23 protein-coding genes are annotated in these 20809 nt (G+C 39.2%); 4 read left to right on the top strand and 19 right to left on the bottom strand.

Annotated features, from left to right (window positions below; genetic code table 11):
- The 11 genes from V7161_RS28250 to V7161_RS28200 all read right to left on the bottom strand — a co-directional run.
- A partial coding sequence (locus V7161_RS28250; protein WP_335716115.1) for a PaaI family thioesterase occupies positions 1–355 on the bottom strand: 355 nt, incomplete at its 3' end.
- A gap of 25 nt (positions 356–380) precedes the next feature.
- Positions 381–764, bottom strand: coding sequence for a PaaI family thioesterase (locus tag V7161_RS28245; RefSeq protein ID WP_335716114.1), 384 nt, complete (start codon positions 762–764; stop codon positions 381–383).
- 14 nt (positions 765–778) lie between these two features.
- Positions 779–1960, bottom strand: coding sequence for a thiolase family protein (locus V7161_RS28240; protein WP_420491681.1), 1182 nt, complete (start codon positions 1958–1960; stop codon positions 779–781).
- A gap of 26 nt (positions 1961–1986) precedes the next feature.
- Complete coding sequence (locus V7161_RS28235; protein WP_335716113.1) at positions 1987–3135, bottom strand: acyl-CoA dehydrogenase family protein; 1149 nt, start codon at positions 3133–3135, stop codon at positions 1987–1989.
- Between the two features lie 33 nt (positions 3136–3168).
- A complete protein-coding gene (locus tag V7161_RS28230) occupies positions 3169–4776 on the bottom strand; it encodes a long-chain-fatty-acid--CoA ligase (RefSeq protein WP_335716112.1) in 1608 nt (535 codons plus the stop codon).
- 27 nt (positions 4777–4803) lie between these two features.
- Positions 4804–5721: a ketopantoate reductase family protein gene (locus tag V7161_RS28225; protein ID WP_335716111.1), complete on the bottom strand. Its 918-nt coding sequence runs from the start codon at positions 5719–5721 to the stop codon at positions 4804–4806.
- Between the two features lie 70 nt (positions 5722–5791).
- Positions 5792–6559 carry a class II aldolase/adducin family protein gene (locus V7161_RS28220; RefSeq protein WP_335716110.1) on the bottom strand — a complete coding sequence of 256 codons (768 nt, stop codon included), beginning with the start codon at positions 6557–6559 and terminating at the stop codon, positions 5792–5794.
- Positions 6560–6655: 96 nt separating this feature from the next.
- Positions 6656–7057 (bottom strand): MaoC/PaaZ C-terminal domain-containing protein, encoded by a 402-nt coding sequence (locus V7161_RS28215; RefSeq protein WP_335716109.1) that lies wholly within the window; start codon positions 7055–7057, stop codon positions 6656–6658.
- Entirely contained in the window at positions 7054–7503 is a 450-nt protein-coding gene (locus tag V7161_RS28210; protein ID WP_335716108.1) for a MaoC family dehydratase N-terminal domain-containing protein, read from the bottom strand. The genes V7161_RS28215 and V7161_RS28210 overlap by 4 nt, the downstream gene beginning before the upstream one ends.
- 20 nt (positions 7504–7523) lie before the next feature.
- On the bottom strand, positions 7524–8288 hold the full coding sequence (gene fabG, locus V7161_RS28205) for a 3-oxoacyl-ACP reductase FabG (protein WP_335716107.1): 765 nt from the start codon (positions 8286–8288) through the stop codon (positions 7524–7526).
- A gap of 54 nt (positions 8289–8342) precedes the next feature.
- Entirely contained in the window at positions 8343–9521 is a 1179-nt protein-coding gene (locus V7161_RS28200; protein ID WP_335716106.1) for an acyl-CoA dehydrogenase family protein, read from the bottom strand.
- 254 nt (positions 9522–9775) lie between these two features.
- Between V7161_RS28200 and V7161_RS28195 the strand changes: the two genes are divergently transcribed.
- The 3 genes from V7161_RS28195 to V7161_RS28185 all read left to right on the top strand — a co-directional run bounded on the left by V7161_RS28195 (position 9776) and on the right by V7161_RS28185 (position 12377).
- The gene (locus V7161_RS28195; protein ID WP_223587800.1) at positions 9776–9928 is read left to right on the top strand and encodes a YpzG family protein; all 153 of its coding nucleotides are present in this window, start codon (positions 9776–9778) and stop codon (positions 9926–9928) included.
- 136 nt (positions 9929–10064) lie between these two features.
- Complete coding sequence (locus tag V7161_RS28190; protein WP_335716105.1) at positions 10065–10565, top strand: GNAT family N-acetyltransferase; 501 nt, start codon at positions 10065–10067, stop codon at positions 10563–10565.
- 156 nt (positions 10566–10721) lie between these two features.
- Positions 10722–12377 (top strand): PAS domain S-box protein, encoded by a 1656-nt coding sequence (locus V7161_RS28185; protein WP_335716104.1) that lies wholly within the window; start codon positions 10722–10724, stop codon positions 12375–12377.
- Here V7161_RS28185 and V7161_RS28180 read toward each other — a convergent pair.
- From V7161_RS28180 to V7161_RS28170, 3 genes are read right to left on the bottom strand one after another with little or no spacing between them, the layout of a single operon-like run.
- Positions 12374–13480 (bottom strand): GerAB/ArcD/ProY family transporter, encoded by a 1107-nt coding sequence (locus V7161_RS28180; RefSeq protein ID WP_335716103.1) that lies wholly within the window; start codon positions 13478–13480, stop codon positions 12374–12376. The two genes, V7161_RS28185 and V7161_RS28180, sit on opposite strands and share 4 nt — an antisense overlap.
- 27 nt (positions 13481–13507) lie before the next feature.
- The gene (locus V7161_RS28175) at positions 13508–14713 is read right to left on the bottom strand and encodes a Ger(x)C family spore germination protein (RefSeq protein ID WP_335716102.1); all 1206 of its coding nucleotides are present in this window, start codon (positions 14711–14713) and stop codon (positions 13508–13510) included.
- A complete protein-coding gene (locus tag V7161_RS28170; RefSeq protein WP_420491682.1) occupies positions 14713–16248 on the bottom strand; it encodes a spore germination protein in 1536 nt (511 codons plus the stop codon). Before V7161_RS28170 ends, V7161_RS28175 begins: the two co-directional genes overlap by 1 nt.
- A 210-nt stretch (positions 16249–16458) precedes the next feature.
- Between V7161_RS28170 and V7161_RS28165 the strand changes: the two genes are divergently transcribed.
- Entirely contained in the window at positions 16459–16698 is a 240-nt protein-coding gene (locus V7161_RS28165; RefSeq protein WP_335716100.1) for a hypothetical protein, read from the top strand.
- A gap of 20 nt (positions 16699–16718) precedes the next feature.
- On the opposite strand, the gene V7161_RS28160 is transcribed toward V7161_RS28165, so the two are convergent.
- The 5 genes from V7161_RS28160 to V7161_RS28140 form a co-directional block, all read right to left on the bottom strand.
- Positions 16719–16931: a hypothetical protein gene (locus V7161_RS28160; protein ID WP_335716099.1), complete on the bottom strand. Its 213-nt coding sequence runs from the start codon at positions 16929–16931 to the stop codon at positions 16719–16721.
- A gap of 98 nt (positions 16932–17029) precedes the next feature.
- Positions 17030–18250 (bottom strand): MDR family MFS transporter, encoded by a 1221-nt coding sequence (locus tag V7161_RS28155; protein WP_335716098.1) that lies wholly within the window; start codon positions 18248–18250, stop codon positions 17030–17032.
- Between the two features lie 125 nt (positions 18251–18375).
- A complete protein-coding gene (locus V7161_RS28150) occupies positions 18376–18642 on the bottom strand; it encodes a phage holin (protein WP_335716097.1) in 267 nt (88 codons plus the stop codon).
- 94 nt (positions 18643–18736) lie between these two features.
- Complete coding sequence (locus tag V7161_RS28145) at positions 18737–20086, bottom strand: ABC transporter permease (RefSeq protein ID WP_335716096.1); 1350 nt, start codon at positions 20084–20086, stop codon at positions 18737–18739.
- Positions 20083–20775 (bottom strand): ABC transporter ATP-binding protein, encoded by a 693-nt coding sequence (locus tag V7161_RS28140; protein ID WP_335716095.1) that lies wholly within the window; start codon positions 20773–20775, stop codon positions 20083–20085. The genes V7161_RS28145 and V7161_RS28140 overlap by 4 nt, the downstream gene beginning before the upstream one ends.
- Positions 20776–20809: the final 34 nt, after the last annotated feature.

The raw sequence follows: 20809 nt of genomic DNA, 5'->3' as shown, positions 1-20809 counted from the left end.
TAAGTTGATTATTTTCATCGATTATTTCCGATTCAATCGTGGCTAATTTATAACTTTGCTGGAGTATTTTTGCCCTAGCATAGAGATCTCCGGTGTTTATGGGAGCAAAATAATGCACATCCAAATTCACAGTTGATATAGATGTTTGATAAATTGTGCGCAGTTGAATGGATTGAACCATGTCTAGCATGGAGGCATGGACTCCGCCATGCAGAGAATTATTAGTGTTTAATAAGTCTTTTTTTATTGCCAGCTTAAGTAAAATTTCATCTTCATTTCCACTTACAATCTCAAATCCAATATGCTTAAAAAATGGATTCCTTTCAAAAATTTTATTAATTTCTTTTTCCACCATCAGCAACTTCCTCCCCCTCCCTTCCTTACTTCTGGTTAATCGGAGTTGCCTTGAAAGTACCTATTCCCTTAGCAATTAGAACCCCGTCTTCAGTGAAGATCGTCCCCTCAGCCGTCACATATTTGCCTTCATGCTTCAAGATTTTTGTTTCCGCCTGATAGGTTTCCTTTGGCAATAGGTCGAAAAAGGAAAGATTTAAATTAATCGTGGTAGCAAAGGAATTCGTTTCTATGGAGATGGTGGCACCCATAGAAATATCGAGCATCGTTGAAAAAACACCAGGATGAATCGTTCCATCATCCTGGAGCAAATGCGGCTGCAAAGGTAATTTTAATTCAAACTTATCAGCGACCGCGCTTTTAAACCCCATATAATCAAAAAATGTAGATGATGTCTTTGGTCTGTTCACTCCCATGTTCCTTTCTACATAACCTCGACCATCAATGCCATTCCCTGGCCTCCGCCGACGCAAAGAGTAGCGATTCCCCTCTTTTTCTCACGGCGTCTTAGTTCATGGATTAAGGTGGTAATGATTTTTGCTCCTGTAGCCCCTAGTGGATGTCCAAGGGCAATAGCGCCGCCGTTAACATTTACCTTATCCATATTTAAATTTAATTCACGAATAACCGCTAAAGATTGCGCGGCAAAAGCCTCGTTCAGCTCAATTAAATCAATATCATCAAGAGTTAATCCTGTGCGCTCCAAAAGCTTTCTAACCGCCGGTACCGGTCCAATGCCCATGATTTCAGGAGAAACCCCTACGGAGGTCCAATCTACGATTTTCGCCAGCGGCTTTACCCCCAATTTTCCAGCATGACTTGCTGAAGTCAGTACTAATGCGGCTGCCCCATCATTTCTGCCACATGCATTTCCAGCCGTAACTGTGCCATTTTCTTTAAAGGCAGGGCGAAGCTTATTAAGCGCTTCCAAAGACGTTTCCGGTCTTGGATGTTCATCAACTGTAAAGATAAATGAGCTTTTTCTGTTTTTAATTTCAACCGGAACGATTTCATTCTGGAAATGATTATTATCGATAGCAGTAGAAGCCCTTACTTGACTTTCCAGCGCAAAAGCATCCTGGTCCTCCCGGGAAATCGAAAACCGCTCAGCAACATTTTCTGCGGTTATACCCATGCCAAGATCATGGCCATAGATTTCAACGGGCTGTTGACCTGCTTCAGTATTCGAATCTACAAGTTTCGTATTATCTCCTCCAAAGCGGGAGTTTCTTAGATAAATAGGGGCATTGCTCAAGCTTTCTGTACCGCCCGCAACTACGATTTCAGCCTGCCCGAAGGCAATTTGCTGCGCGCCAGATGCGACCGCCTGCATGCCGGAAGCACATAAGCGATTAATTGTAAACGCTGCAGCGCTTTCAGGAACCCCTGCTCTTAATGCTGCAACTCTGGCCACATTCGAAGACTCTGTTGTTTGTCTGACTTCCCCCATTATTACCTCATCAACTTGATCGGCTGAGATCCCAGCCCTGTTAATCGCCTCTTTAATGGCAATGGAAGCGAGCTGTCCAGAATTAAGGCTTTTTAATGCACCGCCATACCTTCCGACAGGTGTACGAACAGCACTTAAAATAAAAATCTCTTCCACTATAAAGTCCCTCCTGGATTAATAGATTAACAATATTCTTTTTCTAATTGTGCGGCGATAATATTTTTCTGGATTTCAGAGGTGCCCTCATAGATTCTTGTTATCCTGGCATCGCGATAATAGCGTTCTACTGGATAATCGGCGATATAGCCCAGTCCCCCATGGATTTGCACAGCTTTATCTGCCACGCGGTTATATACCTCAGATCCATAAAGCTTCAGCATCGCCGCTTCTTTGATCACCTTCATTCCTTGATCAACCATCCAGGCAACACGGTAGGTAAACGAGCGAAGTGCTTCAATTTCAACCGCCATTTCTGCCAGCATATGGCTGACTGCCTGATTTTTGATAATCGGCTTGCCAAATTGGATCCGTTCCTTGGCATATCTTGTTGACATATCCAATAGTTTTTGACAGGATCCTAGATTTCGTGATGCTAAACCAGCACGGCCATTTGCCAATATCTTTAACGCATTTACATAACCTTGGCCTTCAGCTCCCAATACATTTTCAACTGGAACCTCACAATCTTCAAAAATTAATTCTGCAGAATGCGATCCTCTTAAGCCCATCTTTTTTTCAATTGCTCCCACCTGAAAGCCTGGAAAATTCTTTTCCACAATAAAGGATGTAATCCCTTTGGCACCTTGATCAGGATCTGTAACGGCCATCACCGTAAAAACACTTGCCTCTGTGGCATTTGTAATGTAGTGCTTTAAACCGTTTAAAATGTATTTATCCCCGCGTCTTACCGCTGTTGTTTTTAAATTAGCAGCATTTGATCCGGCAGCAGGCTCCGTTAAAGCAAATGCTCCTAGTTTTTCTCCGCTTGCCATATCGGGAAGATACTTTTTCTTTTGCTGTTCATTTCCCATTTCAACAATGCCCACAGTCCCAATTCCTGTATGTGCTCCAATTAGTGTGGTATACCCATTGTGTGTTTGCCCTATTTCCTCATATAAAGCACATTTACCCACCATGCCAATCCCAAGGCCGCCGTACTCTTCAGGTATACTTAAACCAAACAGTCCCAGTTCCTTGGAGAGATTAATGATTCGTTCAGGAATATGGTTTTCTTCTTCAATTTGCATTGCAACAGCTTCAACCTCGGTTTGAATAAAATCTCTAATATTCTTTTTCATAAACAGAATGTCTTCGTCTAATTCAAAGTTCATTGTTGTCACCCCTAGTTCATCTAAATGGAATCTCTAAACCGTTTTCTTTGCTTCTTCTAAGAGGACTCGCTTTAATACCTTTCCAACCGTATTCCGCGGTAATGCTTCGATGATCTCGAATTGTTTAGGCACTTTGTATCGGGTTAAAAGATGATAGCAATGCTCACGCAACGCCTCTTCATTTATTTCCCTGCCCTGCTTTGGCACGATATAGGCCTTCACCAATTCCCCCGCTTGGCTGTCCGGTATGCCAACCACTGCTGCTTCAAGGACATCAGGGTGTTCGTACAGCACTCCTTCAACCTCCTGCGGATATACATTAAACCCGCCAACAATAATCATTTCTTTTTTTCGGCCGACTATATAAAAATATCCGTCCTCATCCATCGTGGCTAAGTCACCTGTATAAAGCCAGCCATCACGTAAGGCCAGGTTCGTTTCCTCAGGCTTATGCCAGTATCCTGCCATCACCTGCGGCCCTTTTATCAATAATTCCCCTACTGACTTCTCAGGTAGATCTTCCCCATTATCATTAACAATGCGGCAGTCTGTTTTCGGCAGCGGAATTCCAATGCTTCCAACCTTCATCAATCCATCCGGTGGATTTCTGTGAGTAGATGGCGATGTTTCAGATAACCCATAGCCTTCACCTATCGATACGCCTGTTAAACCTTCAAACTTCTTCAAGATTTCGATTGGTAAAGGAGCAGAACCACTGGTACAGGTTTTAAAGCTCGTTAAATCATAATTTTCAATATTCGGGTAATTCACAAAGGCATTGTACATTTTTGGGACACCTGGGAAGAATGTAGGTCTGTAAGTTTGAATGAGATGGAGTACTTTTACCATTTCAAATTTATTGACCAATACATTGGCTGCGCCAATGTAAATGGATAGGTTCATTCCACTGGTCATCCCATACACATGGTAGAGGGGAGTTGCAGTTAGGATCGTTTCTTCGCCAAAAAACATTCTGGCTCCGTAAAGCGCTTTACTTTGAAGGACGTTGGCTGTCAAATTAAAATGAGTCAGCATCGCGCCCTTCTTTTTACCGGTCGTTCCACCTGTATATTGAATCACGGCAATGTCATTTTGGGCATCAATAGCACATGATTCAGTCATCGGTGGAAAGCTGTTAATTAACTGACGAAGACTGTAAAAATCTTTACTTTCTTCGGAAATTTCCGTGACAAAAGCTTCTGTAAAGCTATAAGATTCTTTGAGTTGTGATATTTTTTCAACACCAGACGGTTCAGTTACCAAATATGATATTTCAGCATCATGAAAAATTTCAAGAAGTTCTCTTGGGGTGTAGTGCGGATTAATCTGAACTACAATCATTCCTAGCTTCAAAGCGGCGTAATAAGAGATAACATAATATGGATGATTGGACACCATTAATCCTAGTCTATCCCCTTTATTAGCTCCTCTATTTCGCCATGCAGCGGCAAGCTTGTCTACCTCATCTTTCAACTGCTTATAGGTCAAGCTTTCATCTTCATAAATGATCGCTGTCTTGTCACCATATTTCCTTACCGTATTCTCCAAAAATGAGTATAAACTCACTTCCGGGATTGAGAAGGAAAGTTTGGTCGTCTCGGGGAAATGATCCATCCAGGGACGTTTGTGCTCTATAAACAAACCTTTCACCTCACTAAATGGAATCTCTTAAATATATTTTTTATTTGTCTGGTAGTTTAATAGATGATAGATAGTTTCAAGGACAGGCGTTTCAACCTTTAATTCCTTGCCTTTTTTTACGATATAGCCGGCAATGGATTCAAGCTCAAGTGTTTTTCCTTTAAGCTTATCCTGCAGCATCGAGGTATGATGATTTCTTGCCAAGTTTCCTTGTGCAAAAATGGTTTCGTAAAAATCCTCATCGATAGCAAAACCTAATGCTCTAGCAACTGCAATTCCTTCTTTACATATTTTTTCAGCAGAGGAATACAAGCCTTCATTTTCAAAGACAGCCCCCACCTTTGACTCAATTAAGGCAGTTATTGGATTGAAGGTGACATTCCAAAGTAACTTTTTCCATTTAATTTCTAAAATATTGTTCGTGGTAAATGTATCTATGTTTGCCGCATTAAATTGAGCTGCAATTTCATTTACCTCTTCAGATAAACGATTATCCAAGGCCCCAATCAAAAGCCTAGGCGGTACGCCAATTTGTTTCACAGCACCCGTCTCAGTCACAATGGCCTGGATATAAGTGGCACAGGATAAAATCCGCTTTTCTCCAAAGATGTCAGCAAGAATTTCTTCATTATCTACCCCGTTTTGAAACGTCATAATAAGGGAGGATTCTTTTAATAACGGAAGGAACTTTGTTGCAACCTCCGTTGTACTTGTTGATTTCACACAAAATAACAACAGGTCAATGTCTGAAAATGACTCATATTGATTGGTAAAGACTCCGTCTACAGTAAATCGCTCTACTTCGCTTTCAATCGCTAGTCCTTTTTCTTGCATTCTTTCAAGTGTGGTTCCCCGCGCTAAAAAAACAACTTCATGACCTGCCTTTTGCAAAAGCCCGCCAAAATATCCACCAACGGCACCGGTGCCTGCTACCCCTATCTTCATATGAAAATCCTCCAGAGAAAATATGTATGGACCTGAAAAGACGCAGCTTCATCTTTTCAGATCACTTTAATTAATCCAACAAATCCGGCTGCTCTTTCACAATCCGGTTCCATAATGGCTGGAATTGGAACCAGCCTGCTTCATGCGTTCCGACTGTTTCATAGGTAACAGCCGCATTTTCATCATCAATCACGATTGGTGATCCTACCGACTCTGCAAGTATTTGTGCCTGGCACGACCGTTCCATTGTAATAAACCACCATGCCGCTTCATCTACAGATTTTCCAACTGTCAATAGACCATGATTTCTTAAAATACATGCTTTTCGATTTCCTAAAGCTTTTCCAATCCGCCGGCCTTCCTCAATATCCAAAACGACACCGGTGAAATCATCGAATAATGAATGATCGTTATAAAATGCGCAGGCGTCTTGGGTAATCGGATCAAGGAGTCTTCCAAGAGAAGACCATGATTTGCCATAAACCGAATGGGCATGCGCAGCGGCTATGACGTCAGGGCGAGCAGCATGAACCTGAGAATGGATGGCAAATGCTGCACGATTAACAGGATAATTTCCTTCGACGACCACACCATCATGATTACAAAGAATTAAGTCAGAGGCTTTGATCTGACTAAAATGCATCCCGAATGGATTTACCCAAAAGTGATCCTTCCGCTCAGGATCGCGTGCCGTAATATGTCCGGCGACCCCTTCATCGAAGCCAAATTTAGAGAATAAGCGGAACGAGGCGGCTAATTTTTGTTTTAAATGTTGTCTTTCCTCTTCAACTGATGAGAAAACTGGCGGCTTATAGCTCAAAGTCATTTTTGTGGACATACTATCACCCTTTAATAATTGATAGAAATAAACCCAGCATTTTGAAGGTATCCATTAAATGCCGGGTTTTTTTAATTTTCAATTCTGTTTATCTTGTTAGTATTGGTGATATACTACTTCACCTTTTAAAACATCCTTGCCCTGCCCGTTAACCGCTTTAACGGTAAAGCTAAGTTTATTTTCTTCCTTTTCCTTCAATACCGCTTTAAGGGTAATGACATCGTTTAAAAATACCATGCCTTTAAAACGGATTGAATAATCTTCGATGAAGCCTTCCTCATAGTACTCGGTAAACAACTTTGCAAGGTTACCCATCGTCCACATCCCGTGTGCAATGATGCCTGGCAATCCTGCCTTACTCGCTTCATCGTCAATCGTATGAATCGGGTTAAAATCCCCGGAAGCCCCTGAATATTTAATGAGGTCCATTCTTGAAACAGGTTCTAATTGAATCTCTTTTAACGATTCGCCAATTTGTAATTCAGTAAGTGTACTCATCGGGTCAACACCTTCCTAACAGCTTCAGAAATGACAACCGTTGAGGTTGAACTAAAAATGGTATTCCCTGCTGCATCATCGCCATAGCTTTCGAGAACGAGGAAGCCCATTTCACCAAAGTTACCCTTTTTCTCAAAGTAGTTTTTTACTTTTGAATAACAGTAAACCTCTTCCCCAACTAATAAAGGACGGACATAATGAAAGGTTTGTTCTCCGTGAATTAAGCCTTTATTTGGAAGATTCAATCCTTCAATCACACCATAATCAAAAACCCTTGGGAATGTCGGAGGCGCAATATTCTTACGGTATCTGGACTTTTCGCCAACTTCTTCATCAAAATAAATAGGATGTAGATCGCCGATGGACTCGGCAAATTTCTTAACAGCTCCTCTTTCAACAACATTTTTCACTTTGTTTGATTGCTTGCCAATTTGATCTTTAAACAATTCATCCTCACCTCACCTAATTAACATTTTGGTCCGCCGGCTACATAGATGACTTGCCCACTTACAAATGAAGACTTTTCATCTGCAAAGAAAGCAACAGCATTAGCAATATCCTCAGGCTTACCGCTTCTTCCCACAGGAATATTTGATACGCTTGCCTGGATTAATTGCTCAAAGGAAATGCCAATTCTTGCAGCCGTTTCTTTAGTCATATCGGTTTCAATAAATCCAGGTGCTACAGAGTTCGCAGTAATTCCATATCTTCCAAGCTCAATTGCCAATGTTTTAGTAAAGCCTTGCAAACCTGCTTTAGCAGCTGCGTAATTGGCTTGGCCGCGATTTCCAAGAGCTGAAGTAGAAGAGATATTAATAATTCGTCCATACTTTTGTTCTACCATATACTTCTGAGCTGCACGTGCCGCATTAAACGACCCTTTCAAATGTACATCCATAACCGTTTGCCAATCAGAATCTGTCATTTTGAACAACAGATTATCACGGATAACACCGGCATTATTGACGAGAATATCGATCGAGCCGAATGTTTCATGAACCTCTTTTGCAGCAGCTTCTACCTGCTCAGCATCGACAACGTTTGCCACCTTTGTATACACTTCATAGCCTTTTTCCCTTAATTCATTGGCTGTCTCACTTAATGCCTCTTCGTTTAAATCAATAATAGCAACCTTTGCTCCTTCGCTTGCAAAAAGCTCGACAATGCCTTTCCCGATTCCACGGCTTCCTCCTGTAACAAATGCTACTCTTCCTGCAAATCTTCCTGCCATTTTTCTTCCTCCCAAAATAAAATTTTCTATTTAGACAACGCTTTCAAAAAATAATTAAACGTATTGACCAACTTTTGCATGACCTTTAATCAAGTTACGGGCAATGATCATACGTTGGATTTCATCAGTTCCATCGTAGATTCTCCAAAGTCTTGCTTCACGGTACCAGCGTTCAATTGGTAATTCTCTTGTATAACCCATACCGCCATGAATTTGCATAACTCGATCTACCACTCTGTTCCCCATATTTGCTCCATATAATTTAGCCATAGATGCAAGATGGCGATTATCTTCGCCTTCATCAAGGGTAAAGGCAGCATTTAGAACAAGCCAGCGGGCCGCTTCAATCTCAACGGCAGAATCAGCAATTTGCCATTGGATTGCTTGGCGCTCAGCAATCGGCTTGCCAAAGGTAATTCGTTCTTTGGAATAATCAATGGCCATTTGCAATAAGCGTTCAGCAGCCCCTACTGCTCTAGCACCGACGATCCATCTTGCAAATCCAATCCATTCTAAACCAAGATTATAGCCTTTGTGCAATTCACCAAGAATATTTTCCTCAGGAACGCGCACATTATCAAAAACCAAGCCAGCTGGACCCCATTCTCCCATTGTATGTATATATTCAGATTTCCAGCCCATATCACGGTCAACAATAAAACAGGTTACACCTTCACGTCCGCGTGTCGCTTGGTGTCTTTCTTTATCCGTAATGGCAATCGCCATAACGAAATCAGCTTCGTTTCCACCTGTAATAAAGGTCTTTTCACCATTGAGAACCCATTCGCTTCCATCTTTTACAGCCGTCATTTTAATGTTTTGCGTATCAGATCCTGCACCTGGTTCGGTCATGGCAAAGCATGACTTCTTTTCACCATTGATTGTCGGGATGAGGTATTTTTTCTTTTGTTCTTCATTTGCATAGTAAAGAATATTATCAGCAGAACCGCCAAATGAAAACGGAACAAATGTCTTGGAAACTTCCATTAACACAATTGCCATCATCATCTGTCCTAAATCTGCACCGCCATATTGTTCAGGTGTGTTTATACCCCAAAACCCTGCCTCTTTTGCCTTCAATTGTAATTCTTTTAATTTCCCTGGAGGGAGACTTGGTTCGCCTTCCCGCTCATTTCTAAGGACATCGTTTTCAAGTGGAATCAGTTCTTTTTCTACAAATCTTCTAATTGTTTTTTGCACCATTTTCTGTTCATCTGTCAGACGCAAATGCATAGTAATCACTCCATTCTTATTCTTGGAATCTAGTTTTTTACCATTAAAGATAATATGCAATAATCAATTGAAACATACCTACCGGTTGGTATGTAATTTAATTTTATTTCGAAATTTCAGAAAATACAAGTTTTAATTTATATGAAATTTAATTTTTTTCTCTTTATTGACTATTTTTATGTAATATTACAAATGATATATATGATATTCCTTCGTGAATATCCGTTTCAAATCCTAGGATGAGGTGATATTTGATGAGCTACAAAGATCATTTAGATTCACGCTCAGAGCGAATTTGCCACAACAACACGAGACCGAAGTTTGCCAGATCACAGGTAAACGGCGAGACTCAATTGACGCAAAGTGCGATCATCTTAAGGAGCAATGCTAAAGCTCACCGCTGGTAAGAGCTTGGCAATGGAAACGAAATGGGCCTTTTCTCAATTAAAAAAATTGGGAAAAGGCCTTTCATTATATTGATATTCTTTGCTATGAACGATAACATAAATGCAAGTTAAAAAACATACAGGAGAGACAATTGCAATGTTTGAAGAGTTTAAAATCAGAGATGCAGAAGTAAACGATTTGCCGATTATTGTGGAAATTTACAACTCTACGATCTCCGGCAGAATGGTAACAGCGGACACAGAACCAGTAAGTGTGGAAAGCCGAAGAAAATGGTTTGACGATCATTCCCCTGCTTTTCGTCCTTTATGGGTGGTTGAAAGTAATGACAATATATGCGCTTGGGTAAGCTTTCAATCATTTTACGGCAGACCCGCCTATAATGCCACTGCTGAAGTTAGTATATACATTCATCAAGACTTTAGAGGAAAAAAACTTGGTACATATTTAATACAACAAGCAATAGATGCCTGTCCAAAACTGAAAATCAAAACGCTACTTGGATTTATTTTCGCCCATAATGAACCGAGTGTTAAATTATTCAACAGCTTTGGTTTTGAAAGATGGGCCCACCTTCCAAATGTAGCCGAATTGGATGGAGTGGAAAGAGATTTATTGATCCTCGGTAAAAGACTATAAAAGGATTACAATAGAAATGGTACAGGAAGTTGTATTAAAAAAGATTTCCATAATTGAAATATTCCAAAATACCTAATTTTCCTGTACTATATTATGTGAGAAAATAATTTCTTACATTCTTGGAAATTAATTTCCTTGAAGGAATTGGAGAATTTCATGGAGAAAAAAAAGCTAATTTTCCTCTATTGCATTTTAAGTATTATATGGATATACGGTACAAATTATTTAATTAATCAGTTTGTGCCTTCAACTTATATGAATTTTGCCGCAAGATTTAAAGAGGTCCTATACATCTTTGTCACTGGATGGTTCATCTACTTTTTAATTGTGAAATCACAAGAATTAAATGCTTCAAAAGAAGAGCAAAAGCGTCTTTCGACGTTAATCAATTCAATGGTTGATTTTGTAAACTTTAAGGATGGCGAAGGCAGATGGATTGAGGCCAATGAATTTGGATTACAATTATTTCAGCTTGAACACGTAGATTATCGGGGAAAAAAGGATTCAGAATTAGCGGAATACACCGAGTTCTATGCAGATGCGCTCAGATATTGCGAAATTTCAGATGAGGAAGCATGGAAAAATAAAGGAATAACCCGGATTGAAGAAGTCCTGCCTGTGCCAGATGGAACCATTAGAACCTTTGATACCATTAAAGTTCCTTTATTCCATCCTGATGGGAGCAGAGAAGGTTTGGTTATTATTGGTCGGGATATTACTGAAAGAAAAAATATGGCAAGACAATTAGCCGAAAGTCAGCAGCAATATAAATCAATGTTTGAGTACAGTCCCGATATCGTATATATGTTTGACTTGAACGGAAACATAACCAATCTAAATCCTCACTTTGATGTTATAACCGGCTTCAAACGCGAAGAGATGATTGGTAAAAATATAATGACATTATTGCCCCAAAAATATAAAAGGTATCTCAACCGATTTATTTCTTCTTTAGTTGATGATAGTAAGCCTATTATGTATGAACTGAAAATTCCACATGCGAATGGGAAAACACTAACGATACAAGCTACCTCACTCCCTATTGTTATTAATGGGAACATAACAGGAATCATTGGCTATGGCAGAGATGTGACGGCCTTAAGACAAACAGAGGAACGTTTAAGAAGGACGGAGAAACTGTCGGTGGTTGGTGAGTTATCTGCGAGTGTTGCCCATGAAATACGGAATCCACTCACCTCATTAAAGGGATTTGTTCAGCTTTTACAAATGGAAGATCAGAAGCACCAATTCTATTATCAAATCATGTTAGATGAATTAAATCGGATTAACCACATTGTGGGGGAATTATTACTATTAGCCAAACCTCAGCTGTTGAAATACACAACTGCAGATATTCAAAAGCTTTTGAACGATGTTATTTCCTTATTAAGTACTGAGGCGAGTTTATATAATGTGCAAATTGAATCAATTTCTCCTGAAAATGAGATCATTATAGAATGCGATCCGAACCAGCTGAAACAATTATTTATTAATATTATTAAAAATGCGATTGAAGCCTCCATAAATGGCGGGAAAGTATCTATTATCCTTAAACAGTCTGACAGCGAACAGGTTATAATAGCTATTAAAGACAATGGTTGTGGGATTTCTAAAGAGCGTTTAGAAAAAATTGGCGAACCGTTCTATTCTTCAAAAGAAAAAGGAACTGGTTTAGGTCTTACTGTCAGCTTTAAAATTGTTCAATCTCACAAAGGAACAATCCGTTTTGAGAGTCAAAAAAATCAGGGAACGTCCGTTAAAATTACCCTGCCAATAAAGCAGGACTGTTCAAAAAAATCCAAGCCCGCCTAGGACGGGCTTGATTTTTTTTTCCGATTGCGAAAAAATGCCAAGATTAATAAAATACAGGGAATAATAATCTGGAAGGGCCAATGCAAATAAATCGTGACAACATTCAGCCCCTCTTTAATATGTTCCGCATAACTGGTTGCAATAGTCACGGATGAAAATAACACTAGTACTCCAATTGGGAACCCAAGCTTCCTTTGATTTTTGAAATTGAATATATCTGCCGCCCCAGCCACAGCTACATAATAATATATAGCTATCTTAAAAAAACCACCAATCACAAGATACAGCATAAATAATACATCGAGCCGCTCAATAAAATTCGCTAATTGAATTTTCCCGATTGTTGTTAACAATGGAAAATTGGAACGAACAAATAAATCCGTTCCTAACGCAGCAATATTTATGACAGCGGTTATCGCGATATTAATTCCACTTAGAAGTATCCCGCCAATACAAGCCATTTTCACTTTTTTTGGTTCATTTAAAAATGGCAGCACCATCGTAAAGACAATCATTTCTCCGAATGGAAAAGTAAAGGTTTCACGAAGAAAAGTTTTTATCACAGGCTTCCATCCATTTTCAAGAATCGGTAATATATTTTCAAAATGAATCAATCCAGAAAAGAGGATTAAAGAAAATCCTCCTATTGCCAAGATATAGATAATCGCAAAATATATTTCCCCCACTCGTGCAAGGACTTCAAAGCCCTTATGGATGGCATAAATGATTGTCAAGATCATTAAGGTATTAATGACAAATAACGGGGTGCTCGTATAGATGGTTGTGGTTAACAGCTCTCCAAAATCACGTAATACCCTTGAGGCATCGTAGATAAAGTATACAATGTAAAGTATTGCGATTAAACGGCCTATCCATTTACCGGTGATTTTTTGGATATAACTTGTAAGCGGAAGGTCAGGATAATACAAAAACAAGCGGTAGTAAACGAAAAAGAGAAGCACTCCTGCTGTCATTCCCAGCAAAATGGATATCCAGGCGTCTTGTCCTGCACCCGCACCCATACCAACCAGAATCGCGCTGCCCATTTCATACAGAACTACGAGAACAAATAATTGGGATGCATTTATTTTTGCCTTTTCCATATGCTACACTTCCCTACTCACAACGGGTTACTTATTCATCGTGGACCAAAACGGTTTAGTCCGAATTCCTTCTCGCCGAATGTAAGAATCTACCTCGACATTTACTTCTAGACTGGCAAATTGTTCGTTCCAATTCTTCTTTAGCTTTTTCCATAGCTTAGGGTCAGCTCGATGCACCCGTTCTCCAAACCCAAAAATATCACTTTTCTTTTTTTGGGCCGCATTTACCGCATTGACTATTTGCCTTTTAATTTCTTTTTCAACAAGCTTATCAAGCTTCTCAATTACTTTCGGATTCGTTAAATCAATCGCGGTATTGGCTTCACTAATCCATCCTTCATCTTCAATTCTTATATGAATGACTGGTTTTCCATTCTTAAAATTAACCGAAACTTTTGTTTTAGTGCGAATGGATGCCATTGAAATGGCGTCCTTTTTACCATTCCATTCAACATTAATATCCGTACTTTTTACCTTATTTAGAATCCAGATAGCCCCTCTGGCATTGTTATTTTCAATCCAGCCTTTTAGCTTACCATTTTTAAAAATAGCTAATCCATTCGCCTCAAGGTAGGCATCTGATTGGGTAGATTGAAGATTTTCCGCCTTTTGAGCTTCTTCTTTCTTCCCCATTACTAAATATCCATTTAAAATTGGTTCTTTTCCACTGCTGATAAGCCCACTAATAAAATCATCTACGTTAACACTCATATTTTCCCCGAGCATATTTTGGGTCGATTTGATCTCTTTTGTAATCTTACTAACAGGAAGTTTATCCAGGTTTGTCAGTGCTGAAACAAGGTTTTCGGCAGACGTACCTCTCGCAATCACCATTTCAGTAGTCGTTCTAAATTCAGGGTCCCGATCTAATGCATCAATAAGATCCAGCAAATCAGTTTTTGCCACGCCTTCACTTATTACCACTAAATTTGTGTGAGCATAATATAAGCGCCTGGAAATTTTCTTTGTCGCGCGTCTTGCTGCTTCTGTAATGGTGTCCCCTGAGCTTTTATATACAGCAATTGGCAGCCCTTGCCCTCCGCCAGTCTGCCCAGAGGATACATTGCCCGGATTTACAAGCTGCCACGAAACATTAAACTTTTGGTTTTTACCCTTGTCAATTCCAATTGCCATAACAAAGGCTAAATCCGTTAACTCCTTTTGATTCCAGCACGCGGTTAAAGAAGGTAAAAGAAAAAGCACACATATAGACAGCAACAAATATCGTTTCATTAGGACTCACCTTGCGATGATTGGTCTTCGTCCTGCTTTGGAGGACCCGGTTTTTGATTTTCTCCCGCACGGGCCATATTTCCCTTACTGATAAACATCGGTCTATTTTTCATGGCCCAAATTGGAAAACGTATGAACACATCCTGCTGATTTCTTATATTAAAAGGAGCAATTGGCATCATGTAGGGTACTCCAAAAGACCTTAAGGAGCATAAATGGATGGTCATAAACATAATACCAAGCATAATTCCATAAAACCCTAAAATGGTGGCAAGCCCCATCATAATAAAGCGGATTAACCTTGCAGCAATGGCCATCGTAAAAACGGGAGTAGAAAAATTGGCAATGGCTGTAATGGAAACGACAATGACCATTACTGGCGAAACAAAACCAGCCTGAACAGCAGCCTGCCCAATTACGAGCGCTCCTACAATAGAAACCGCTTGACCTACTGCCCGCGGAAGTCTTAATCCTGCTTCCCTTAAAATTTCAAAGGTAACCTCCATGATTAATGCTTCAAAGAATGCCGGAAAAGGAACATTTTCTCTTTGTGCTGCAATCGCGATAGCCATGGTGGTAGGAATCATTTCCTGATGGAAGGTTGTCCCGGCAATGTATGCTGCCGGCCCAATTAAAGCGATAAAAAAGGCTAAAATTCGTAAAAGCCGAATACTTGTTGAAATATCAAAACGTGCATAATAATCATCCGGCGCTTGGAAAAATTGAATAAATAAAGCTGGTACTGTAACTACAAAGGGTGTACCATCCACTACAAGGGCAATTCTTCCTTCAAGCAAATGGGAAGAAATAACATCTGGCCTTTCAGAATGATGTGTAGTCGGAAACGGTGTCCAGGTTTGGTCTTCAAATAATTGTTCGAGATATCCTGACCCTTGAACCGCATCAAGATTAATACGATTGAGTCTTTCCTTCACTTCACCAATAATTTTTTCATTGGCAATACCCTTTATATACATGATGGCAATATCAGTTTGCGTCACAGAACCCAGCTTCATCGATTCAATCCATAAATTTGGACTTTTTATCCTCCTTCTTATTAAGGCCGTGTTTGTTCGGAGTGTTTCTGTAAAGGAATCCTTCGGCCCCTGAATCGATAATTGGGTTGAAGGTTCGGAGATAGCACGTTTCTCCCATCCCTTTGTTTCCGCACTAATAGCTTTTGAGTAACCATCTAAAAAAAATATGGTATTACCGACCAGGATGGCATCATGTATTTCCTCCCAGTTTATGATCGTCTCGACGTTTCCCAATCCAGCTGTGAAGTCAAACATTTGTTGGAAACAGTCGGTAACCATATCCCTCACTTCTTCTGACACTGTTTCTATAAAAAAGTCACTGATCATATTATTACTGGCAAGACCATCAATGTAAACAGCCATACCCCTGCTTCCGCAAAATTTAAACTCGCGGTATGAAATATCTGTACTGTTTCCATATTCTTCTTTTATTCTCGCAATATTATCTTTGTAGTCCCGATGAATTGGCAACTCGTCCGGTTTTCCAGGATCCTGCATTTGCCTAAAATTATCGTTCTGTCTCTTTTTTTGCTTCTTTTTCAAAATATTAGACAAAATCGACACGTAATCTCCGCCTCACTCCAAGAAGTTTCAACTTCATTATTACCAATAATGGATAGATTACCCAAAGTGTTATATTTTATCCCAATGGATAATTCCATTCCAAAGTAGAACTATAATAACAACACATAAATATGGGTGAGGATTATGAAAATCATTTTGGTAACTGGTTTATTAGCGGCTATGTTAATAACCTTAATTATTGGAATCGATGTGATTATGGGAGTAAGATTATCTGGGGTATTTTGGAAAGCAACAAACCCTTTTAGAGTAATGGAACCCGCAGAATATATCATATTAATACTGTTTATTCTCTTCTTTTTTATTGATTCGATTGGAAGTTATTTAAATAAGAAACGGCAAAACAATCCTCCATCAAACTCATAAAGAAGAAAGCCCGCTTTCACTCAAAGCGGGCTTTCTTCTTCATGAGTTTCATGAATACCAGTTGGAGATTTCCTTTTGAATAAACGGATAAAAGCTTTAGCTCTATTTTTCCATTTGCTTTTTCCTTCGTAATTAGGCCCGTAAACATAGCGATTCCACAAATAATAGATTATTTCCTCAATGATAAGAAATAGGCAGCAAAACAAAGCAAAGATACCAGCCCAGTACCACATTCCATGGACCCCCTTCTCAAATAGTCCCTACATTCTATTTGAAAAATTCTATCTATTCTTTATTTTACCAGATTAATGGAAAAATGTGGAGGAAAGGTTTAAACCGTTTTTTCCACTGTGGGTATTTTTGCTTTGATATATGTCCTGTTCCCGGCAGTGAAGAAAATAATACTTCCCAGCGAAAGGATTGAAATAATCCAAAACATGAATTGTCCGTGGTAATGACTGAGGAGAAATCCCCCAAATATAGGACCCAGGAAATTCCCTATTTTTCGGAATTGGCCAGCCCCAAAATAAGTTCCACGTAAATGTTCCGGTGCTAATTTGTCCATCATCATACTGTTAGAAGGAAAAATTAAAATTTCACCGATCGTTAGAAGAATCATTGCAATAATGGCAATCACCCAGCCATTGATGAAGCTAAAGCCAAGTAATCCGGCCGCAATAAATAAAGAACCTGCAGCCATAGCCTGCATTAAGCTAAATTTTTCAGCAAAATGGCTGATCGGCATCTGCAAGCATACCACCATCACAGCATTAACGGTAAGCAAAACAGAAAAAATGGCTACACCGTTTTCCAGTGTCCCTTCCAAGAATTGCGGCAAATTGGAGTCTATTTGGACATAGCCGATGTTAATTAAAATGATCCCAAATAAAAGATATCTTAACGCTTTATCTGTCTTGATGATCTTAAATGCATCCACAAATGATACAACCTTTTTCGTTTCTAATTGTTTAGTAATAATGAGTTTTTTCATTAAAATAAAAAGAACGATTCCATATGCCAAGTAGGTTGAACCAGTAATGGCGAACGAAAGCTTTGCAGAATGATTAGCCAAAAAGGCCCCTACAAGAGGCCCTACTGAAGCTCCAATGTTCATGGCGGTATACCTTAAAGAGTACACCTTCATTCTAATTTTCTTATCAGTCAAATCTGCCATAAGTGCTTGTGATGTTGGTTCAAAAAAGGAAGTACATAGTCCATTAATGGCATTTAATAAGATGAACCATCCCTGACTATTTGCTATTGTAAACCCATAATAGACAAATGCTAGTGTAAACAAAGCGGTGAGCATAATCGGCCTTCTGCCAAACCGGTCTGATAAATGGCCACCGATGAATCCTCCCACTGTGGCCATTAAAGGGCTCATACCGACAGTCAACCCGATAATAATTGGAGAAAGATCGATATGACGTGATAAATAAATCGATAAAAATGGCAGTGTCATGTAGGCTGAGCCTCTGGATAATACAGTGCCAATTAATAATACCCAGACAATTGGGTGGAATTGCTCAATATACATTTTTATTTTATTCATATGTATGGCCTCGCAAATTATTTTTTACTTAATTAGTAAACTATGTTAAAGGCAAATTGTAAAGAATTTTCCTAATTTTACTGCCAACAAAAAGTCAGCACCCACAGGGAAACTGACTTTTCTCGTTAGTTCGGATCTTTATAATTCATTGCCCTTTCACTATCTCCAAAGCCTTTGGTAGTTGGATCTTGAACGAGCCCGAGCATGGATAGTATTACAAATATGGCATTTACTAATGTCAATATTGAATTTTGAATCGAATGAGATAGTTGGAAATCGGTAATCCCTAGTGAATGTAATCCAGCCAGCACCAGTTGGGCAACAATCATTAGCTGTGATATAAATGCGATTACCCAGTTTTTGTTGCGAAATCGGACCTTCCAGTTAATCATCATCCCATCCCCTTTCCATATGTTAAATTGCCTTTATATAACATATGCTTGGACTGGAATTGGTTGTCCACGATTGTCACGGGAAATTCTGATTTTACACTTCTCTCCTCATTGCTTTCAACACATCAACCTTTGTTGCTCTTTGAGCAGGCCGCATTCCCGATAGAATGGTTACACCATAACAAATTACCACACAAATGATTGGTAATATGATTGGAATGTCGCTAAAGGTTAAATTGGGAGGTGTTTCTTCACCAAACGCTTGATTAATAATCAATGGAACTGCAAAATTAACGGTATAGCTGACGCCATATGAAACAATTGTTCCGATAATGGCGCCGATTAAACCGATATAGCTGCTTTCAAGGAGGAATATACGTTTAATCGTTTTCGGGCTGGCTCCAATTGCCTTCATGATTCCTATATCAGGTGCCCGCTCCGTGACCGCCATTGTCATCGTATTGTAAATACCAATCGAAGCAATCAAGATTGCTATCGTTCCAATAAATATAAGTCCAGCTTTTGCAATCATAAATATCATATTTACTTGTTTCAGTTCATTCACTACAGAATATGTCGCATACTTTTTTTCTTTTAATTTGTCGGTGATATTTTGGACCGCCTCCATGTCTTTTGCATAAATTTTCACTTCATCATAAGTACCTTTATTAGCACTAATCCCGTCCATTTTCTCACTATCTGGGTCAAGCATCATTCCTTTAGGTGTTCCTGTAAAATTCTCGATTTCCATTAGCATTGCTTCTGAAATAAATACACTTCGATCTTCTGTCCATTCTCTTGAAGGTTTTTTTGAAATTCCGACAACGGTTAAAGGAAGCTTTTTTTCAACTTGTTTTCCATTCTTAAATTGTTTAACCGTTAATTCCAGCTTCTCGCCAAGTAACTCACCAGTGTAGCGATACTTCTCTTTTAGTTTTCCCTTGTTATCATACCTGTCCTCTGGTGCATCCATTAAAGCGAGATTAAGAGGAAAATTATAACCTACCACTACTTCCTCTTTACTTCTTGGTAATCTGCCCTTTGATAACTCAAAGCCAGCTTTGATTTCTGATGGAAAGTTTGTAACATATGTTTGCGCTGGTTCTTGGTAAGTTCCGTGAGAATAGGTGCTATCCTGCTGGACCATCTTTCTTCTTGTTACAGCTTTAACATCCTTAACCTTCTCAAATAGCTGAATATCTTTATCGGTTAATGGACGAAACTCACCTTCATTTTTTAATTCTTTTCCATGAACATCAATTTGCGTTATGACTCGTTGTTCAGTGATTTCCTTCACAACTGATTTCTGCAATCCAAAACCTACTGAAGCAAGGACAATTAAAAAGGCGCAACCCATTGCCGTTGCCAAAATAGTCATGTATACACGGGTTTTATTCTTTTTCATATTTTGTCTTACAAAACGGAATTGATCTTTTAGTTTCATACTACTGCTGCCTCCCGAGCGATACGGCCATCTTTTAATTCAATTGTCCGATGACCTATTTCCGCTACTTTCTCATCATGTGTGATAATCAAAAATGTGATCCCCAAATCCTGATTCAGTTCGATAATGAATTTGAGCAGATCTTCTTCTGTTTCACTATCAAGGCTTCCAGTCGGCTCATCTGCGAGAATTATCGGCGGGTTGACAATCATTGCACGTGCTATACTGACACGCTGCTGCTGCCCTCCTGATAATTCTCCAGGATAATGATCCTTGTAATCTTGCAAACCCACTTTTATCAACATTTCTTCTGTAAGTTTTTTTCTATCATTCTCGCTGGCACCTTTTAAAATAAGTGGAAGCTCCACATTTTGAAAAGCCGTCATACTTGCAATCAATTGAAAGCTTTGAAAGATGAAGCCTAGGTTTTTGATACGAAAATCAGCAAACTTAGACTCATTTAGGTCAGATACCTTTTTATCATTAATCCATATTTCACCATGTTTTGGATGAATAAATCCACTCACTAAATTCAATAGTGTTGATTTACCAGAACCGCTTCTGCCAACAATAGTGACAATTTCCCCTTGTTCTACTGAAAAAGTAATATCCTTAAGTACCGGTATGATGGTTTGATTCCCTTTTTTTCCAATCACAAATTCATGACTTAAATTTTTAATTTTAATCATATTCTCCTCCTGGTTTCCTGCACTTCACTTAAAT

This window comes from Neobacillus drentensis (assembly GCF_036965425.1).
Lineage (GTDB): Bacteria > Bacillota > Bacilli > Bacillales > Cytobacillaceae > Neobacillus > Neobacillus drentensis_F.
Note: the sequence above shows the minus strand (reverse complement) of the source record. Positions and strands in the feature narration are given on the sequence as shown.

Excerpts from the sequence above, each read along its gene's own strand:
- V7161_RS28235 (WP_335716113.1), bottom strand. The coding sequence starts at position 3,135 with ATGAACTTTGAATTAGACGAAGACATTCTGTTTATGAAAAAGAATATT.
- V7161_RS28225 (WP_335716111.1), bottom strand. The coding sequence starts at position 5,721 with ATGAAGATAGGGGTAGCAGGCACCGGTGCCGTTGGTGGATATTTTGGC.
- V7161_RS28220 (WP_335716110.1), bottom strand. The coding sequence starts at position 6,559 with ATGTCCACAAAAATGACTTTGAGCTATAAGCCGCCAGTTTTCTCATCA.
- V7161_RS28215 (WP_335716109.1), bottom strand. The coding sequence starts at position 7,057 with ATGAGTACACTTACTGAATTACAAATTGGCGAATCGTTAAAAGAGATT.
- fabG (WP_335716107.1), bottom strand. The coding sequence starts at position 8,288 with ATGGCAGGAAGATTTGCAGGAAGAGTAGCATTTGTTACAGGAGGAAGC.
- V7161_RS28200 (WP_335716106.1), bottom strand. The coding sequence starts at position 9,521 with ATGCATTTGCGTCTGACAGATGAACAGAAAATGGTGCAAAAAACAATT.
- V7161_RS28195 (WP_223587800.1), top strand. The coding sequence starts at position 9,776 with ATGAGCTACAAAGATCATTTAGATTCACGCTCAGAGCGAATTTGCCAC.
- V7161_RS28190 (WP_335716105.1), top strand. The coding sequence starts at position 10,065 with ATGTTTGAAGAGTTTAAAATCAGAGATGCAGAAGTAAACGATTTGCCG.
- V7161_RS28185 (WP_335716104.1), top strand. The coding sequence starts at position 10,722 with ATGGAGAAAAAAAAGCTAATTTTCCTCTATTGCATTTTAAGTATTATA.
- V7161_RS28180 (WP_335716103.1), bottom strand. The coding sequence starts at position 13,480 with ATGGAAAAGGCAAAAATAAATGCATCCCAATTATTTGTTCTCGTAGTT.
- V7161_RS28175 (WP_335716102.1), bottom strand. The coding sequence starts at position 14,713 with ATGAAACGATATTTGTTGCTGTCTATATGTGTGCTTTTTCTTTTACCT.
- V7161_RS28170 (WP_420491682.1), bottom strand. The coding sequence starts at position 16,248 with ATGCAGGATCCTGGAAAACCGGACGAGTTGCCAATTCATCGGGACTAC.
- V7161_RS28165 (WP_335716100.1), top strand. The coding sequence starts at position 16,459 with ATGAAAATCATTTTGGTAACTGGTTTATTAGCGGCTATGTTAATAACC.
- V7161_RS28160 (WP_335716099.1), bottom strand. The coding sequence starts at position 16,931 with ATGTGGTACTGGGCTGGTATCTTTGCTTTGTTTTGCTGCCTATTTCTT.
- V7161_RS28155 (WP_335716098.1), bottom strand. The coding sequence starts at position 18,250 with ATGAATAAAATAAAAATGTATATTGAGCAATTCCACCCAATTGTCTGG.
- V7161_RS28150 (WP_335716097.1), bottom strand. The coding sequence starts at position 18,642 with ATGATTAACTGGAAGGTCCGATTTCGCAACAAAAACTGGGTAATCGCA.
- V7161_RS28145 (WP_335716096.1), bottom strand. The coding sequence starts at position 20,086 with ATGAAACTAAAAGATCAATTCCGTTTTGTAAGACAAAATATGAAAAAG.
- V7161_RS28140 (WP_335716095.1), bottom strand. The coding sequence starts at position 20,775 with ATGATTAAAATTAAAAATTTAAGTCATGAATTTGTGATTGGAAAAAAA.